This is a genomic window from Helcococcus sueciensis DSM 17243 (assembly GCF_000423145.1).
Classification (GTDB): Bacteria; Bacillota; Clostridia; order Tissierellales; family Peptoniphilaceae; genus Helcococcus; species Helcococcus sueciensis.
The window spans coordinates 17,472-32,846 of sequence record NZ_AUHK01000003.1 but is presented as its reverse complement, the minus strand read 5'-3'; the positions used below and the strand labels follow the sequence as shown (position 1 = coordinate 32,846).

Below are 15,375 nucleotides of genomic sequence, written 5' to 3'. Positions count from 1 at the left end.
AATATGGATAAAAAAAGTGGTGATATTAGAAGTATAAACTACTTTGCATCTGCTATAAATACTTGCAATAAAGTCTTAAAATTTAATTTTAATGGCAACGGAAGACTGCAAGAGTCTTATAATAAAGTGAAAACTCTTGCAAAGGGTGGAATTTATTTTGATAATGACATCACAAGTGAATTTGGAGCGTTAACATATACGATAAATTCAGTATTCATGCTTCCATTTATTAGATACGCAAAAATAATGAAAAATATTGAAAATCACAAATCAGATATTTATAATTTCTGGTATGAGTTTGGAAATATTGAAGCATCGATAGCAATTTTAAGTTTGAGAAAGATTTATCCATACTATTCAATTCCTGAATTTGATGATAATTATAGAATCAATGCACAAGAAATATTTCATCCACTTATTGAAAATTTCGTCTCAAATGATGTAGATTTTAATCAAAATATATTGCTTACTGGTTCAAACGCTTCAGGAAAATCAACTTATGTTAAATCCATTGCGATTAGTGCGATACTAGCGCAATCAATAAATACAGCATTTGCAAAATCATTTGTAATGAAAAAAGGCAATGTCCTAACATCAATGGCGATAAAGGATAGCATAATCGATGGCGACAGTTATTTCATAGCAGAGATAAAGTCGCTCAAGAGAATAATTGAAGATATTAAATCGGGAAATAAATCTTATTATTTTATTGATGAAATACTTCGTGGAACAAATACTCTTGAAAGAATTTCAGCTTCATCAAGTATAATTGATTATCTTGATAAGCACAAATCACTTTCATTCATTGCAACTCATGATTTAGAACTCACAAAAATGATGGAAGATAAAGTTAGAAATATCCATTTCAAAGAAGACATTATTGACAATAAAGTGGTTTTTACATACAAACTTCAAGAGGGTCCATCAAACACAAGAAATGCAATAAAACTTTTAGAAGTAATGGGGTTCCCAGAAGATATAGTAGAAATGGCAAATAAGAATGCGAAAGAATTTGTAAACATTTAGAAGGAGTACTCATGAAAAGAGTACCACTCAGATACCATTTCTGAGAATTGAAAAATAATTTGCAAAAAACCGAAGGAAAATGCCTCTTTTTCGGATATTTGAGAAATAAATTCGAAAACTCAGAAAACTTTAGTTAGAATGTTAAGTTTATGTAACAAAAAATGCTGAATTTGGTAGAATAGCTGCATAAGCGGTATATTTTTCTGAGAAATTAAAAATAATTGTCCAAAAACAGAAAAATGGTCAAAATCTTTCTGAGAAATTAAAAATAAATTTGAAAAATTAGAAATGGTATTTTAAATGCATACCACTCGTTCCAGAATCCACTTGATCCATAATCAACAACTCAAATTATAAAGCAGACAACCGAGAATACAAAAAGAGCGGCGCAAAGCCGCTCTATATTTTTTTATAAAAGGACCACTCTATGGCAAATCATTTCCTGCACTTCTATAAATTTCGTACCATTCTTCTTTAGTTAGTTCAATATCTACACCTGCAACAATATTTTCCAAGCGGTTTGGATTCATTGAACCAACTACCATTTGCATTTTTGCTGGATGTCTTAATATCCAAGCAGTTACAATGGATTCAAGTGTAACATTTTTTTCTTCTGCAAATTCGTTTAATTTCTTTGTTAAGTCTATATAGTCCGTATGTTTAACAAATAGACCTTGGTCAAGGTCTACTTGGAAAGGTGACCAAGCCTGAATGGTTATATCTTCCAATCTACAATATTCTAGAATTCCATCTTCGTGATTAATTGAGTTTATATTTTTCATATTTACATTTATTCCAGAATCAATCATTGGAGTATGTGCTGGTCCAAACTGTAATTGGTCGATTAAAATTGGGAATTTTGAGTATTTTTGTAATAATTTTATTTGACCAAGATTACAATTACTTACCCCAAAATTTCTAACTTTTCCAGTTTCGTATAAATAAGAAAAGGCCTTGGAAACTTCTTCTGGTTCCATTAAAGTATCAGGTCTATGTAAAAGCAGGATGTCTAGATAGTCAGTATCGAGTCTTTTCAAAATATTTTCTACAGAATTTATTATATAATCATAGGAAAAATCATAGAGTCCTTTTCTAATACCGCATTTTGACTGGATTATAATATCTTCTCTTTTAATATTCGTTAGTTTTAACGCCTCAGCAAATATTTCTTCTGATTTTCCTCCTCCATAAATGTCGGCATGATCGAAATGGTTAATTCCTAAATCATAAGCTTTTTGTATAATATCTCTTGCTTCTTCAATTGATTTATCTTCCATTCTCATACAACCTAAAATTAATCTACTAGCTTTAATATTAGATTTACCAATAATTTGTGTCTTCATATCTCCTCCTAATTTTATTATATAACAATTAAACATGTTAAACACAAAATAATAGATTTTTGGCAAAGATGAGATTTACATTTTCATAATAAAAAATTTACAAATATTTCAGATAAAACGCTGAAAAAAAATAATATAAAAACATAAAATTTTAAACAAAAAAGTATTGTATTTTGAGTTTTATCTGTTATACTTGTATAAGTGTTTAATATATTAAGTTTTTTACTTAATAAAAGATAGCAAGGAGAAGACATGGAAATAGGTGATAAAATAAAAAGTATCAGAAAAAAAATGGGACTAACCCAGGAAGAATTAGCTGATAGATCTGAACTTACAAAGGGATTTATTTCTCAATTAGAAAGAAATTTAAATTCTCCTTCTGTTGATACTTTAGCAGATGTTCTTGAGGCTCTTGGAACTAATCTTGGAGATTTCTTTTCAGAAACTGAAGATGAACAAATAATATTTGAACAAGAAGATTTTTTTGTTGGTACAAATGAAAAACTTGGACATAAAATGGAATGGATAGTTCCAAATTCTGTTAAAAATGAAATGGAGCCAATAATAGTTACTTTTGAAAAAGATGGAGAGAGTAGAAGATACAATCCAAATGAAGGAGAAGAATTTGGATATGTATTAAAGGGAGAAATTAAATTATTTTATGGAAATCAAGAGTTTATAGTAAAAAAAGGTGAAACTTTTTATTATAAAACTGAGGAAGAAAGATTTATAAAAAATAATTATAATGGAGTATCAAAATTATTGTGGATATCAAATCCACCTAATTTTTAATCTGGAGGAAATATGAATATAATTGAAATTAAAAATCTAAGAAAAACATTTGATGATACTGTTGTATTGGATGATATTAATTTATCCGTAAAAGAAAATGAATTTTTAACATTATTAGGACCTTCAGGTTGCGGGAAGACGACTACGCTTAGAATAATAGGAGGATTTGAGACTGCTACATCAGGTCATGTATATTTTGATGGTTCAGATATAAAAGATGTACCACCATATAAGAGAAATATAAACACAGTATTTCAAAAATATTCTTTGTTTAGACATTTAAATGTATTTGACAATATTGCATTTGGTCTTAAATTAAAAAAAGTTGATAAACAGACAATAGAAACTGAAGTAAAAGAAATGTTAAGACTTGTTAATCTATCAGGATTTGAAAATCGTTCAATCGATTCACTTTCAGGTGGACAACAACAAAGGGTTGCTATTGCGAGAGCTTTAGTAAACAAACCTAAAGTTTTGTTACTTGATGAACCTCTTGGAGCATTAGACTTGAAATTAAGAAAGTCCATGCAAAATGAACTTAAAAGAATACAAAGAAGAGTAGGAATTACATTTATATATGTAACTCACGATCAAGAAGAAGCTCTTACTATGAGTGATACAATTGTAGTAATGAACAATGGTAGAATACAGCAGATAGGTAGTCCAATCGATATTTATAACGAACCAACAAATGAATTTGTAGCAAGATTTATTGGAGAGTCAAATATATTAGATGCAGTTGCGGTTTCAGATAATAAAGTTAAGTTTTCTGACCATATATTTGATTCATTAGATAAAGGATTTGAAAAAAATGAAAGAATCGATGTAGTTATTAGACCTGAGGATATAGAATTAGTAGACCCTTCAAAAGGAATGATTACTGGTGTAGTAAAGATAGTTACATTCAAAGGTGTACACTGGGAAATGATTGTAGATGTAAATGGTTATGAATACAAAGTTCATTCAATATATGATAAAAAAGTCGGCCAAGAAGTTGGTTTATTAATAGTTCCTGATGCAATTCATGAAATGAAAAAGGAGGAACAAATTGAAGAGAATTAAAGACTTTGCATACCCATATATTTTATGGCTAGTAATTTTCATAGTAGTTCCTTTATTTATGGTCTTATATTATGCATTTACTAAAAATGGAAGTTTTACATTTGCTAATTTTGCACAAATATTTCAAGGAACTACATTAAAATCAATCGTGGTTTCTTTTAAGATTGCATTTATAACTACTATTATCACATTATTGATAGCTTATCCATTTGCATATTTTATGACCAAGTTAAATATGAATTATAGAACACTAGCAATGATGTTAATAATGGTTCCGATGTGGATGAATTTCTTGCTTAGATCATATGCTTGGGTGACTATATTATCTCAAAATGGTGTTTTAGATAACCTATTATCTTGGTTTGGAATTGAATACAAGTCCTTTCTATATACAGAATCGGCAGTAGTTTTAGGGATGACGTATAATTATCTACCATTTATGATATTACCTATATATACAGCTCTTGAAAAGATAGATTATAGTTTAATAGAAGCTGCATATGATTTGGGAGCAGACAGAAAGAAGACATTTACAAAAGTTATATTCCCATTATCTATGCCAGGGGTAATTTCAGGTATAACCATGGTATTTGTACCAGTAATTTCAACATTTGAAGTATCTGAACTTCTTGGTGGTGGAATGGTAAATATGGTAGGAAATGTAATAGAAAGATCATTTTCAAAGACAGGTAACTGGGGATATGGATCTGCGTTAGCTACATTTTTAATGATTGTAATATTTATTTCAATACTATTTGATAAAGAATCTGTAGAAACTGGAGGTAAGCATGAATAATACAAAAACAAATATTTTTGAAAAATTGTATTTAATATTAATCTTCCTTTTTCTATATGCTCCAATTGCTGTATTGATTGTATTTTCTTTCAATCAATCTAGAATATTTGGAGTATGGACAGGGTTTTCTCTTAAATGGTATGGAGAACTATTTAAGGATAGATTCATTATGAATGCAGTCGAAACAACAATAGTAGTTGCGATTGCAACAACAATAATATCAACTATTATAGGCACTTTAGCAGCAGTAGGATTATCTGAATTTAGAAAAAAGAGAAGAAGAATAATACTCGGCTTAAATGATTTGCCAGTATTAAATCCGGATATAGTAATTGCAATTTCTCTAATGGTATTGTTTGGAATATTAAATATTCCAAAAGGACTGATAAGATTAATACTTTCACACGTTGCATTTACAATACCTTATGTAGTTTTATCAGTTTTACCAAAAGTAAGAATGATGGACAGAAACCTTATAGATGCTGCACTTGATTTAGGAGCAACTCCTATGACAGCATTTTTCAAAGTAGTTATTCCTGAAATAAAATCAGGTATAATTGCCGGTGCAATGATGGCATTTACACTTTCAATTGATGATTTTGTAATTTCATTTTTCAATGTTGCGCCAGGAACAAATACAATTTCGACTATGATATTTTCAATGACCAAAAAAGGTATAGAGCCTACAATAAATGCTCTTTCAGCAATAATGTTTGTAGTTGTATTGGTATTACTTATAGCATCTAATATTTCACAAATTAGACAATTTAATAAGAAAAAGGAGAAAAATATTTGATGAAAAGAAAATTATTAGCACTATTATTAGTATTAACATTTGTACTAGCTTCTTGTTCTACAAAAGATCAAGAAACAGTTTCTTTCTATAATTGGGGAGGAACAATTAAAGATGAAGTACTTGTTAAATTCTACGAAGAAACTGGAATAAAAGTTGTATATTCAGAATTTGACGAAAATGAAAATATGTACACAGTTGTTAAAAGCTCTCCATCAGACTATGATTTAATAGTTCCATCAGAATATATGGTAGAAAAAATGATAAAAGAAGATATGTTAAGGGAAATTGACCATTCAAAACTTGAAAATTTTGATGAAATTGGAGAAACTTTCTTAGATAAAGAATTTGATCCAAAAAATAAATATTCAATTCCTATGTTTTATGGTACAGTAGGTATTTTATATAATAAAACAAAAGTAGATCCAGCTGATATGAATGAATGGGATATTTTATTTAATAAAAAATATGAGCGTCAAATATGGATGCTAGATTCTTCAAGAGATTCTATGGCTCCAGGATATTGGCATTTAGGATATAGTGCAAATTCAACTAGTGAAGAACAATTAAAAGAAGTACAAGAATTAATGATGAATCAAAAATCATTAGTAACAGCTTATTTACAAGATGAAATAAAACAACATATGGTAAATAACAATGGTGCAATTGCAGTTGTGTACTCTGGAGAAGCTAGAGAAGCAATGGCTGAAAATCCAGATTTAGATTACTATTTACCAACAGTTACAAATCTTTGGATAGATAATTTCGCAATTCCAAAAAATGCTAAAAATTATGAAAATGCATTAAAATTGATTGATTTCTTCTGTAGACCTGATATTGCAGCGATGTCTGGTGATGAACAAGGAACACCTATCATGAAAGCAAGAGACTTAGAACCAGTTAAATCTATTAAGAATTTCGACGTGATTTATCCTGATATGGATAAAATGGATGAAAAAGAAGTTTATAGTGATTTAGGTGACTTTACAGAAACTTTTGAAGATGCTTGGGAAGCGGTAAAAAACAAATAATAAACTAAAGACAGCATATTAAATATTTGCTGTCTTTTTATTTACAAAATCTATGTTTTTATAAAATTTTAGAAAAAAATTTGACAAATTAAATAAATAGGTTTAATATAATTTCATTAGCAAAAACATTGATAAGAAAAGTAGATTAATGAAAGCTGCACAGAGAGACTACATAATGCTGAGAGTAGGAGAGCGGAAGTTGATTGAAAATGGTCTTTGAGTTGGGTATTCGATATGTAGGATATTCCGGGCACGCCCGTTATAGCGTTAGAGTATGATAGTACTTGAAGAGTAATTAATTGTGAAATTAATTAGAATTAAGGTGGTAACACGGGAATTTTAAATCTCGTCCTTTTTATAGGACGGGATTTTTTTATTTTATATAAACATTTTATTATTTATTTGATAAATGAAATAAATATATTAAAAATATTCCTAAAATGACTCTAATGATTTGCTAAAAAAGAAAATATATGGAGGAAGATATGACAGATTATAGAGAAAGAATAGAACAAACAGTTGATGAAAGACTAAAAGGATATAAAGATTTAGCATTACAAATTCATGAAAAACCTGAAGTAAGTAATTATGAATTTTTTGCTTCGGAAACTTTATCAAATCAATTAAAGAAAGAAGGATTTGAGGTAAAGCTAGATGTAGCTGGTCATAGAACAGGATTTGATGCAAGATATAAATCTCAAAAAGATGGTCCAGTAATTGTATTTTATGCTGAATATGATGCATTACAAGGTCTTGGACATGGATGTGGGCATAATTTATTTGGTGTTACATCTTCACTTGCAGCAGTAGGATTAAAATCGGTCATAGATGAAGTTGGTGGAGAAATTAGAGTTTATGGAACACCTGGTGAGGAAGGTGGAGAGAATGGATCTGCAAAAGGTTCATTTGTAAATAAAGGATTTTTTGATGATGTAGATTTTTCTTTAGGAGCGCATCCTGGATATAAACATGAAGCGACAAGAACAAGTCTTGCTGTAGCACCAGTGAGTGTAGAGTTTTTTGGTAAATCATCACATGCAGCTGCAGCTCCAGAAAAAGGGATTAATGCTTTAGACGCAGTGATTTCAGTATTTAATAATACAAATGCATTAAGAGAACATTTAACAGATGATGTTAGAATTCATGGGATTATAACTGATGGTGGACTTGCACCAAATGTTGTTCCAGATTATGCAAAAGCATTATTTTATTTAAGAGCAAATTACAAGCCAACACTTGAAGAGTTATATACCAAATTTGAAAACATAGTAAAGGCGGCATCACTTGCAACAGGAGCTGAATATAAATTTGGTCTATTTCAAAATTGGGTGGATAATACAGTTCCAACACCATTATTTGATGAAGTATATGAAGAAGTCTTAAATACTTATGGAGAAGAATTTACACCTATTGATATTTATAAATCTGGTGGATCATCAGATGTAGGGAATATTTCACAAGTAGTACCAGTAATACAACCGCATATTTCAATATCTGACACAGAGATAATTGGTCATACAGAAGGATTTAAATTAGCTGCAAAAAGTGAAAAAGGATTAGATTCAATAGGTCTTGGAGCAAAAGTATTAGCACAAACTGCTTTAGAATTAATCTTAAATCCAGAAAGACTTAAAAAAATAAAAGAACAACATAAACAAAATATAAAAGAGCAATTGTGATGGAGGAAAAATGATAGAGTTAAAAAATATATCTAAAACATTTCACACTACTTCTGGAAAAGTTGAAGCAGTAAAAGATGCGAATATTCTAATAAATGATGGTGAAATATTTGGTTTTATTGGATATAGTGGAGCTGGAAAATCAACCATAGTTAGATGTATTAATCTACTTGAAAGACCTACTACAGGGAATATAATATTTGATGATATTGATTTGACTGAACTTTCAGATTCTGATTTAAGAAAAAAGAGAAAAGAGATAGGAATGATATTCCAACAATTTAATTTATTAAAATCACTTACAGTATTTGAAAATGTTGCATTCAATCTTAAAAATGAATCTTTATCAAAAGCTGAAATTAAAAAAAGAGTAGAAGAATTGCTTGATTTAGTAGGTATACCAGAAAAGGCAGATTCATATCCATCACAATTATCTGGAGGACAAAAGCAAAGGGTGGCAATTGCACGAGCTTTAGCAAATAATCCAAAAGTATTACTTTGTGACGAAGCTACATCAGCCCTTGATCCGCAGACTACATCACAAATTTTACAATTAATAAAAGAATTAAATCAAAAATTAAAAATTACGGTAATAATAATTACGCATGAAATGGCAGTAATAAAAAGTATTTGTGATAGAGTTGCAGTTATGGAAAATGGAAATATAGTTGAAGTAAATAATGTATATAATTTATTTTCAAATCCTCATACAGATATATCAAAAGGATTTGTAAATTCAAATTCAAATAAGAAAAATATAATTAATTTAATTAAAAAAGACAGAGCGTTATTTGGAATAAAGGAATATAATGAAGTCTTAGATTTAGATTTTCTTGGTGCGAATACTAAAGAATCAATTATTTCATCGATTTCAAAGAAATATAATATTGATTGCAATATAATTTTTGGGGATATTGATTTAATAAAAAATCAAATGATAGGTAAATTGATAGTTTCTTTAGATGGAGAAAAAGATTCTATAGAAAATGCGAAAAAATATCTTTTAGAAAATGGAATTAAATGGGAGGTAATATCATGACAAATTTATTAGAAAAATATTTACCTAATTTAATAGACTATAAAACAGAATTCTTTACTTCATTATCGGAAACTTTGATAATGCTTGTTGTTTCTTCTATATTTGTAGTATTTTTAGGATTAATTTTAGGGGTGATAATTACAGTCACTAAACCAGGAAATATTCTTGAAAATAAGATTATAAATAGAATATTAGATACTATAATCAACATTTTTAGATCAATACCATTTGTAATTTTACTAACAGCATTGATACCAGTAACAAGAACAGTTATGGGGACATATATAGGAGTTAAAGGTGCAATATTTCCTTTAATTGTTGGAGCAATACCATTTTTTGTAAGACAAGTAGAACAAGCTCTTGCAGATGTTGACAAAGGTGTAATAGAAGCTGCACAATCTATGGGCTTATCACCATTTGAAATTATTATAAGAGTTTATATACAAGAAAGTATACCTCAAATTATTCGTGCAATAACTATTACAATTATCAGTTTACTTGGTTTAACAGCCATGGGTGGAGCCGTTGGAGGCGGTGGAATTGGTGCATTTGTAATCAGATATGGTCACAATAGAAGATTTTACGATATTACATATGTATCAGTAATAATCATAATTTTATTCGTAAGTTTAATACAAACAGTAGGAAATTACTTAGCAAGAAAAAAAACACATTAAAATAAAAGGAGAAAAACATGAAAAAATTATTAACAATTATTTTAGCGGCAATATTACTAGTAGGATGTAGTTCGAAAACAGAAAAGACTGTTGACAAGGATAAAGATTTACAATCAGAAGCAATAAATCTTAAAGTAGGATTAATGGGGTCAGATTCATCAGTATGGAAACACATTTCTGAAGTTGTTAAGGAAAAAGGAATCAACTTGGAAATAGTATATTTTGATTCATATTCAATTCCAAATGCGGCTTTAAATGATAGAGAAATCGATTTAAATGCATTTCAACATCATAGCTATTTAAATGCTGAAGTAGAAGATTTAAATTATGACTTAGTTTCAGCATTTGATACAGTATTTGCACCTATAGGGATTTATTCAGAAAAAATCAAATCACTTGATGAATTAGAAAATGGTCAAACAGTTGCAATTCCAGATGATGTATCAAATGGAGGTAGGGCTATAAAATTACTTGAGCAAGCTGGTCTTATAGAAGTAAATGAAGAAGCTGGGTTAATTCCTACTATTAAAGATATTAAGTCAAATCCTAAGAATTTAAATATTTTAGAACTTTCAGCAGCGAATATTCCTGGAACTTTAGCAGAAAATCAAATAGCAGTAATAAATTCAGGTATCGCAACTGACGCAGGATTTACACCTTCAAAAGATGCATTAGTTTTAGAATCTATAGAAGATGAAAATCCATATATTAATTTAGTTGCAGTCAGATCAGAAGATAAAGATGCAGAATGGATTAAAATAATTGAAGAAGCATATAGAACTGATGAAGTGAAAAAAATAATAGAAGAAGATTTAAAAGGAAGCTCAATTCCAGTATGGTAAAATATAAAAATATAACCCCAAGAATTTTAGATTTTTGGGGTTTATTTTATAATTAGAAATTTTTTAATATGATATAATATAATAGTTATGAGATTTTTATAGTTTATAGGAGAATATATGAAATTAAGCATACATGAAATCTATGATAAATTTAATAAAAATTTAAAAAAACAAATTAAGAGTAGCGATAAAAAAATTATATTATCTACTATAAGAGTTGGAGACAATGCGGGAGCGAAATCATTTGAAAAATCCATACTTAGAGAAGCGGGAAAATTAGGAGTTGAAGTAAAAAAATCTTTTTTCGAGAAGAATACTTCAAAAGAAGAACTTCTTAAATATTTAATCGAACAGAATAATGATGATAGTATTAATGGAATACTTGTATTTACGCCTTTAGATATAGATTTCGATCCAAAAGAAATCTTAAATAATATAGATATTTCGAAGGATGTTGATGGATTAAATATTAAATCTTCTCAAAATTTATATATGGATAAAGAATATGTAAATGTTCCAACTACAGCTGTGGCAACTCTTTTTTATCTAAAAGAAACTATAGATTTAAAAGGTAAAGATATATTGATTATAAATAGATCAAATATTATAGGAAAACCATTATTCAATATGCTTATAGATAATGACGCAACAGTTACTGTTGCTCACTCGAAGACTAAAAATATTGAAGATAAAATAAAAGATTATGATATAGTTATTTCAGCAATTGGAAGAGCCAATCATTTTAAAGAAATAGAATTTAAAAAGAATGCTATATTAATTGATTTGGGGATTTCTTCTGAAGGCGGAAAATATTACGGTGACTTTGATTATACTTATTTAGAAGACAAAGAAATTTCATATCTTCCATCCTTAGAAGGAATTGGTAGACTGAATGCAAACTTTATTATTAGAAATACATATTTGAATGGAGTTAAAAATGACAGATAAGAAAAAAGTAGTTTTAAGTTTAGTTCAACCATCAGGAGAACTTACAATAGCAAATTATTTGGGAGCAATTAAAAATTTCATTAAATTACAAGATGAATATGATTGTTATATAGGGGTAGCTGATTTACATTCAATCACAGTACCTCAAGTTCCTGCAGATTTAAGACGAAGAAGTAGAGAAGTCGTAGCTATTTATATGGCTCTAGGATTAGATCCAGAAAAAGTTAACTTATTTATTCAATCTCATAATACAGATCATTTGAAACTTTATTGGGTTTTAAATAGTATTTCATATATGGGTCAACTATCAAGAATGACACAATTTAAAGATAAGATTGCAAGAGGAGAAGATAACAACAATGCTGCATTATTTACATATCCAGTGCTAATGGCAGCAGATATTTTAGCATATAATGCAGATTTTGTACCTGTAGGCATAGATCAAAAACAACATATGGAACTTGCTAGAGACTTGGCTATAAGATTTAATAGTAAATATTCAGACACATTTACAGTTCCTGATGCAATAATAAATCAAAGTACTATGAAAATTATGTCACTTAGAAATCCAGAAAAGAAGATGAGTAAATCAGATGAAGACAAGAACGCCTCCATCTTCTTATTTGATGATGCAAATGCAATTAGAAAGAAAGTAATGTCTGCAGTTACTGATTCATTAAATAATTTCGATTACAATGATGAACAAAAAGGTCTAAAAAATTTAATAGACTTATATTCTGCTTTTAGTGATTTATCAGCACAAGAAATCATTGAAAAATACAAGGGACAAGGATATGGTACATTTAAGGCTGATTTAGCAGAATTAATCATTGCTGATTTATCAAAATTCCAAGAAAAATATAATGAGCTTATAAAAGATAAAGATAAAATAGATGAAATTTTATTAAAAGGTGCAGAAAATTCTAGAAGAAAAACATCACGTATGCTAGATAAAGTATATAGAAAAGTAGGATTTTTACAAATAAAGTAAGAGGATATATGCTAACATATAAACTTATAGATAAAAAAAATAATATATTACAATATAAATATTTTCCATATGGAAAAGATATAAAGGTAAGCGGTGGAGTAGTTGAATTTGATATTAAAAATAAAACCTACACAATAAAATCCGTAGCGCAACTTGATGTTTTAAAATTAATAAAAGAAGAAGAATATTCCGAGATTTTAAATCATATAAATGAATTGCGACGTGAAAAAAATGCACCATTACTACCAAACAATGATGGAGATTTTGAGTATTATGAATTTGCAGATAAACTTATAAACGAAATTTATCTACAAATATATGAAGATAATATTAAAGAAAAAGGAATTGTTTTTTGATTATATAATTAAATATTGGGTAACAATAGAATGTAGTAAATTTTAGAAATATTAAGGGAGAGTATTATGAAATTTGAATTACCAAAATTAAACTATGAATATAATGCATTAGAACCACATATAGATGCTAAAACAATGGAAATACATTACAATAAGCATCATGGAGCTTATGTAAATAACTTAAATAATGCATTAGAAGGACATGATGATTTAGCTGATTTAACTTTAGTTGAATTATTATCTGATTTAGATAGAATTCCTGAAGATATAAGAACAGCTGTAAGAAATAATGGTGGTGGTCATTTTAACCATACATTATTCTGGGAATTATTATCTCCCGAAAAAACAGAACTTACAGGAGAATTAAAAGAATCTATTGAAAAGACTTTTGGTTCATTAGAAGAATTTGTAGAAGTATTTTCAAAAGCTGCTGCAACTAGATTTGGTTCAGGATGGGCTTGGTTAGTAGTTAATAAAGAAGGAAACTTAGAAGTTCTATCTACTCCAAATCAAGACACACCACTTGCAGATGGAAAGAAACCAGTTTTAGGTCTTGATGTTTGGGAACATGCATACTATCTAAACTATCAAAATAGAAGACCAGATTATATTAAAGCTTTCTTTGAAGTTTTAGATTGGAATCAAGCAAACAAAAACTATTTAGAAGCACTTTAAAATAAAACTATATAAATAGCTGTTTCAGGATTTTCTGAAGCAGCTATTTTATATTAAAATTTAATAGCTCATATTAAAAGCGATACATCAGAATTTCTAATGTATCGCCTTATGTTATCCAAATATAAAATATTAATCTACAGAATAATTGTCAAAATATCCTCTTATATAAATAACAGGAGTACCTTTATCACCAGAACCTGACATTAAGTCACACAATGACCCTACAAGATCTGTTAATTGTCTAGGTGTAGTTCCAAGTTTTTGATTATCGGTACTATCATCATCATTTTTTGTTTTTATCATTTCTTTTACAGCTTTAATAGCATCTTCTCCGGTTAAATCAGCAAAATTATTATCAGCAAGATATTTCATTTTTACTTCATTTGGTCGTCCTATAAGACCATCTGTGAAACCAGGAGAAACTATAGGATCTGCAAATTCCCATATTCTACCAACGGGATCCTTAAACGCTCCATCCCCATAGATTAGAACTTCAACATTTTTACCGGTTCTATTTATAATTTCTTCTTGAACATCATTTACAAATTTCTTAGCATCTCTAGGGAAAAGTTTTAATGCATCATCGCTAGAGAAGTTTGAGCCATAAAGACCGTAATCTTCATTGAAACCTGATCCGTCAATAGGGGCATTCATTATATCAGCAAGAGTATAAACTTCTTTAACATCTTGAGATATAAATAAATCCTTTAAGAAATCTCTATCGTGGATATTTGCAATTAAAATTGATTCTGAATTTTTTGCAATATCATCTAAATTATTTGAGTATAAAATATCCACTTGATTCTTTTCAAATACTGACTTATAGATTTCTGTATAATCTAGTCCTGTAAAAGGATGAAGATATTTTTCGCCAAGTATTCTTATATAATCTTCTTCAGTCAAGGTATCAGTATAAATATTAAGCCCTTTTTTCATAATTTCATATCTATCCATAAGTTGATTACCAACTTCGTCATCAGGATATGAAAGATAGATTTTAACATTTTTTCCAGTCATTGCAATTGCTTTTAAGATATTTAGAAATCTATTTCTACTTAGAATAGGGTGAACAATGCTTATTTCATCACTTGTATATTTAGCATTAATATCTTTTGCAATTTCTTCTAAAGTAACATAATTTCCTTGAGCTCTTGCAAGTAAAGATTCAGTAATTCCGATTATATCAGTATTTTTAACTTCTATATTCTCATAGTTAATAACTTCCATAAAGCAGTCACTTACAATTTTTACTAAATCGTCACCTTCTTTAATAATAGGTAATCTAATACCAATAGCCGTCGTACCAATAAGTCTTGTCATAA

16 protein-coding genes and 1 other annotated feature are annotated in these 15,375 nt (G+C 28.6%); of the genes, 14 read left to right on the top strand and 2 right to left on the bottom strand.

Translation table 11 applies throughout. The features are described from left to right. Window positions 1-3 precede the first annotated feature (3 nt). Window positions 4-1,026, top strand: a complete 1,023-nt coding sequence (locus tag G534_RS07610; RefSeq protein WP_169513540.1) for a MutS-related protein — start codon at window positions 4-6, stop codon at window positions 1,024-1,026. 425 nt (window positions 1,027-1,451) lie between these two features. Here G534_RS07610 and G534_RS0101445 read toward each other — a convergent pair whose 3' ends face one another. After that, a complete protein-coding gene (locus G534_RS0101445; RefSeq protein WP_027347543.1) occupies window positions 1,452-2,369 on the bottom strand; it encodes an aldo/keto reductase in 918 nt (305 codons plus the stop codon). Window positions 2,370-2,621: 252 nt separating this feature from the next. Between G534_RS0101445 and G534_RS0101440 the strand changes: the two genes are divergently transcribed. From G534_RS0101440 to G534_RS0101380, 13 genes are all read left to right on the top strand, one after another. After that, entirely contained in the window at window positions 2,622-3,161 is a 540-nt protein-coding gene (locus G534_RS0101440) for a helix-turn-helix domain-containing protein (protein WP_027347542.1), read from the top strand. A gap of 12 nt (window positions 3,162-3,173) precedes the next feature. Next, window positions 3,174-4,223 (top strand): spermidine/putrescine ABC transporter ATP-binding protein, encoded by a 1,050-nt coding sequence (gene potA / locus G534_RS0101435; RefSeq protein ID WP_027347541.1) that lies wholly within the window; start codon window positions 3,174-3,176, stop codon window positions 4,221-4,223. Next, entirely contained in the window at window positions 4,210-5,019 is an 810-nt protein-coding gene (locus tag G534_RS0101430; protein ID WP_027347540.1) for an ABC transporter permease, read from the top strand. Before potA ends, G534_RS0101430 begins: the two co-directional genes overlap by 14 nt. Next, complete coding sequence (locus G534_RS0101425) at window positions 5,012-5,815, top strand: ABC transporter permease (protein ID WP_027347539.1); 804 nt, start codon at window positions 5,012-5,014, stop codon at window positions 5,813-5,815. Before G534_RS0101430 ends, G534_RS0101425 begins: the two co-directional genes overlap by 8 nt. After that, entirely contained in the window at window positions 5,815-6,843 is a 1,029-nt protein-coding gene (locus tag G534_RS0101420; RefSeq protein ID WP_027347538.1) for an ABC transporter substrate-binding protein, read from the top strand. Before G534_RS0101425 ends, G534_RS0101420 begins: the two co-directional genes overlap by 1 nt. A 119-nt stretch (window positions 6,844-6,962) precedes the next feature. After that, window positions 6,963-7,200: a binding site (T-box leader), on the top strand. Between the two features lie 128 nt (window positions 7,201-7,328). Next, the gene (locus G534_RS0101415) at window positions 7,329-8,522 is read left to right on the top strand and encodes a M20 family metallopeptidase (protein ID WP_027347537.1); all 1,194 of its coding nucleotides are present in this window, start codon (window positions 7,329-7,331) and stop codon (window positions 8,520-8,522) included. Between the two features lie 10 nt (window positions 8,523-8,532). Then, window positions 8,533-9,561: a methionine ABC transporter ATP-binding protein gene (locus tag G534_RS0101410; RefSeq protein ID WP_027347536.1), complete on the top strand. Its 1,029-nt coding sequence runs from the start codon at window positions 8,533-8,535 to the stop codon at window positions 9,559-9,561. Then, the gene (locus G534_RS0101405) at window positions 9,558-10,238 is read left to right on the top strand and encodes a methionine ABC transporter permease (RefSeq protein WP_027347535.1); all 681 of its coding nucleotides are present in this window, start codon (window positions 9,558-9,560) and stop codon (window positions 10,236-10,238) included. The genes G534_RS0101410 and G534_RS0101405 overlap by 4 nt, the downstream gene beginning before the upstream one ends. 17 nt (window positions 10,239-10,255) lie before the next feature. Next, complete coding sequence (locus G534_RS0101400) at window positions 10,256-11,080, top strand: MetQ/NlpA family ABC transporter substrate-binding protein (RefSeq protein WP_027347534.1); 825 nt, start codon at window positions 10,256-10,258, stop codon at window positions 11,078-11,080. Window positions 11,081-11,197: 117 nt separating this feature from the next. After that, the gene (locus G534_RS0101395) at window positions 11,198-12,028 is read left to right on the top strand and encodes a bifunctional 5,10-methylenetetrahydrofolate dehydrogenase/5,10-methenyltetrahydrofolate cyclohydrolase (protein ID WP_027347533.1); all 831 of its coding nucleotides are present in this window, start codon (window positions 11,198-11,200) and stop codon (window positions 12,026-12,028) included. Then, complete coding sequence (gene trpS / locus G534_RS0101390; protein WP_027347532.1) at window positions 12,018-13,019, top strand: tryptophan--tRNA ligase; 1,002 nt, start codon at window positions 12,018-12,020, stop codon at window positions 13,017-13,019. Before G534_RS0101395 ends, trpS begins: the two co-directional genes overlap by 11 nt. 8 nt (window positions 13,020-13,027) lie before the next feature. After that, window positions 13,028-13,375 (top strand): hypothetical protein, encoded by a 348-nt coding sequence (locus tag G534_RS0101385; protein ID WP_027347531.1) that lies wholly within the window; start codon window positions 13,028-13,030, stop codon window positions 13,373-13,375. Between the two features lie 66 nt (window positions 13,376-13,441). Beyond that, the gene (locus tag G534_RS0101380; protein WP_027347530.1) at window positions 13,442-14,050 is read left to right on the top strand and encodes a superoxide dismutase; all 609 of its coding nucleotides are present in this window, start codon (window positions 13,442-13,444) and stop codon (window positions 14,048-14,050) included. A 132-nt stretch (window positions 14,051-14,182) separates the two neighbouring features. Here G534_RS0101380 and G534_RS0101375 read toward each other — a convergent pair whose 3' ends face one another. After that, complete coding sequence (locus tag G534_RS0101375; protein WP_027347529.1) at window positions 14,183-15,373, bottom strand: coenzyme F420-0:L-glutamate ligase; 1,191 nt, start codon at window positions 15,371-15,373, stop codon at window positions 14,183-14,185. Between the last annotated feature and the right edge of the window lie 2 nt (window positions 15,374-15,375).

Excerpts from the sequence above, each read along its gene's own strand:
- trpS (WP_027347532.1), top strand. The coding sequence starts at position 12,018 with ATGACAGATAAGAAAAAAGTAGTTTTAAGTTTAGTTCAACCATCAGGA.
- G534_RS0101380 (WP_027347530.1), top strand. The coding sequence starts at position 13,442 with ATGAAATTTGAATTACCAAAATTAAACTATGAATATAATGCATTAGAA.
- G534_RS0101375 (WP_027347529.1), bottom strand. The coding sequence starts at position 15,373 with ATGACAAGACTTATTGGTACGACGGCTATTGGTATTAGATTACCTATT.
- G534_RS07610 (WP_169513540.1), top strand. The coding sequence starts at position 4 with ATGGATAAAAAAAGTGGTGATATTAGAAGTATAAACTACTTTGCATCT.
- G534_RS0101420 (WP_027347538.1), top strand. The coding sequence starts at position 5,815 with ATGAAAAGAAAATTATTAGCACTATTATTAGTATTAACATTTGTACTA.
- G534_RS0101410 (WP_027347536.1), top strand. The coding sequence starts at position 8,533 with ATGATAGAGTTAAAAAATATATCTAAAACATTTCACACTACTTCTGGA.
- G534_RS0101440 (WP_027347542.1), top strand. The coding sequence starts at position 2,622 with ATGGAAATAGGTGATAAAATAAAAAGTATCAGAAAAAAAATGGGACTA.
- potA (WP_027347541.1), top strand. The coding sequence starts at position 3,174 with ATGAATATAATTGAAATTAAAAATCTAAGAAAAACATTTGATGATACT.
- G534_RS0101385 (WP_027347531.1), top strand. The coding sequence starts at position 13,028 with ATGCTAACATATAAACTTATAGATAAAAAAAATAATATATTACAATAT.
- G534_RS0101405 (WP_027347535.1), top strand. The coding sequence starts at position 9,558 with ATGACAAATTTATTAGAAAAATATTTACCTAATTTAATAGACTATAAA.
- G534_RS0101445 (WP_027347543.1), bottom strand. The coding sequence starts at position 2,369 with ATGAAGACACAAATTATTGGTAAATCTAATATTAAAGCTAGTAGATTA.
- G534_RS0101400 (WP_027347534.1), top strand. The coding sequence starts at position 10,256 with ATGAAAAAATTATTAACAATTATTTTAGCGGCAATATTACTAGTAGGA.
- G534_RS0101395 (WP_027347533.1), top strand. The coding sequence starts at position 11,198 with ATGAAATTAAGCATACATGAAATCTATGATAAATTTAATAAAAATTTA.
- G534_RS0101425 (WP_027347539.1), top strand. The coding sequence starts at position 5,012 with ATGAATAATACAAAAACAAATATTTTTGAAAAATTGTATTTAATATTA.
- G534_RS0101415 (WP_027347537.1), top strand. The coding sequence starts at position 7,329 with ATGACAGATTATAGAGAAAGAATAGAACAAACAGTTGATGAAAGACTA.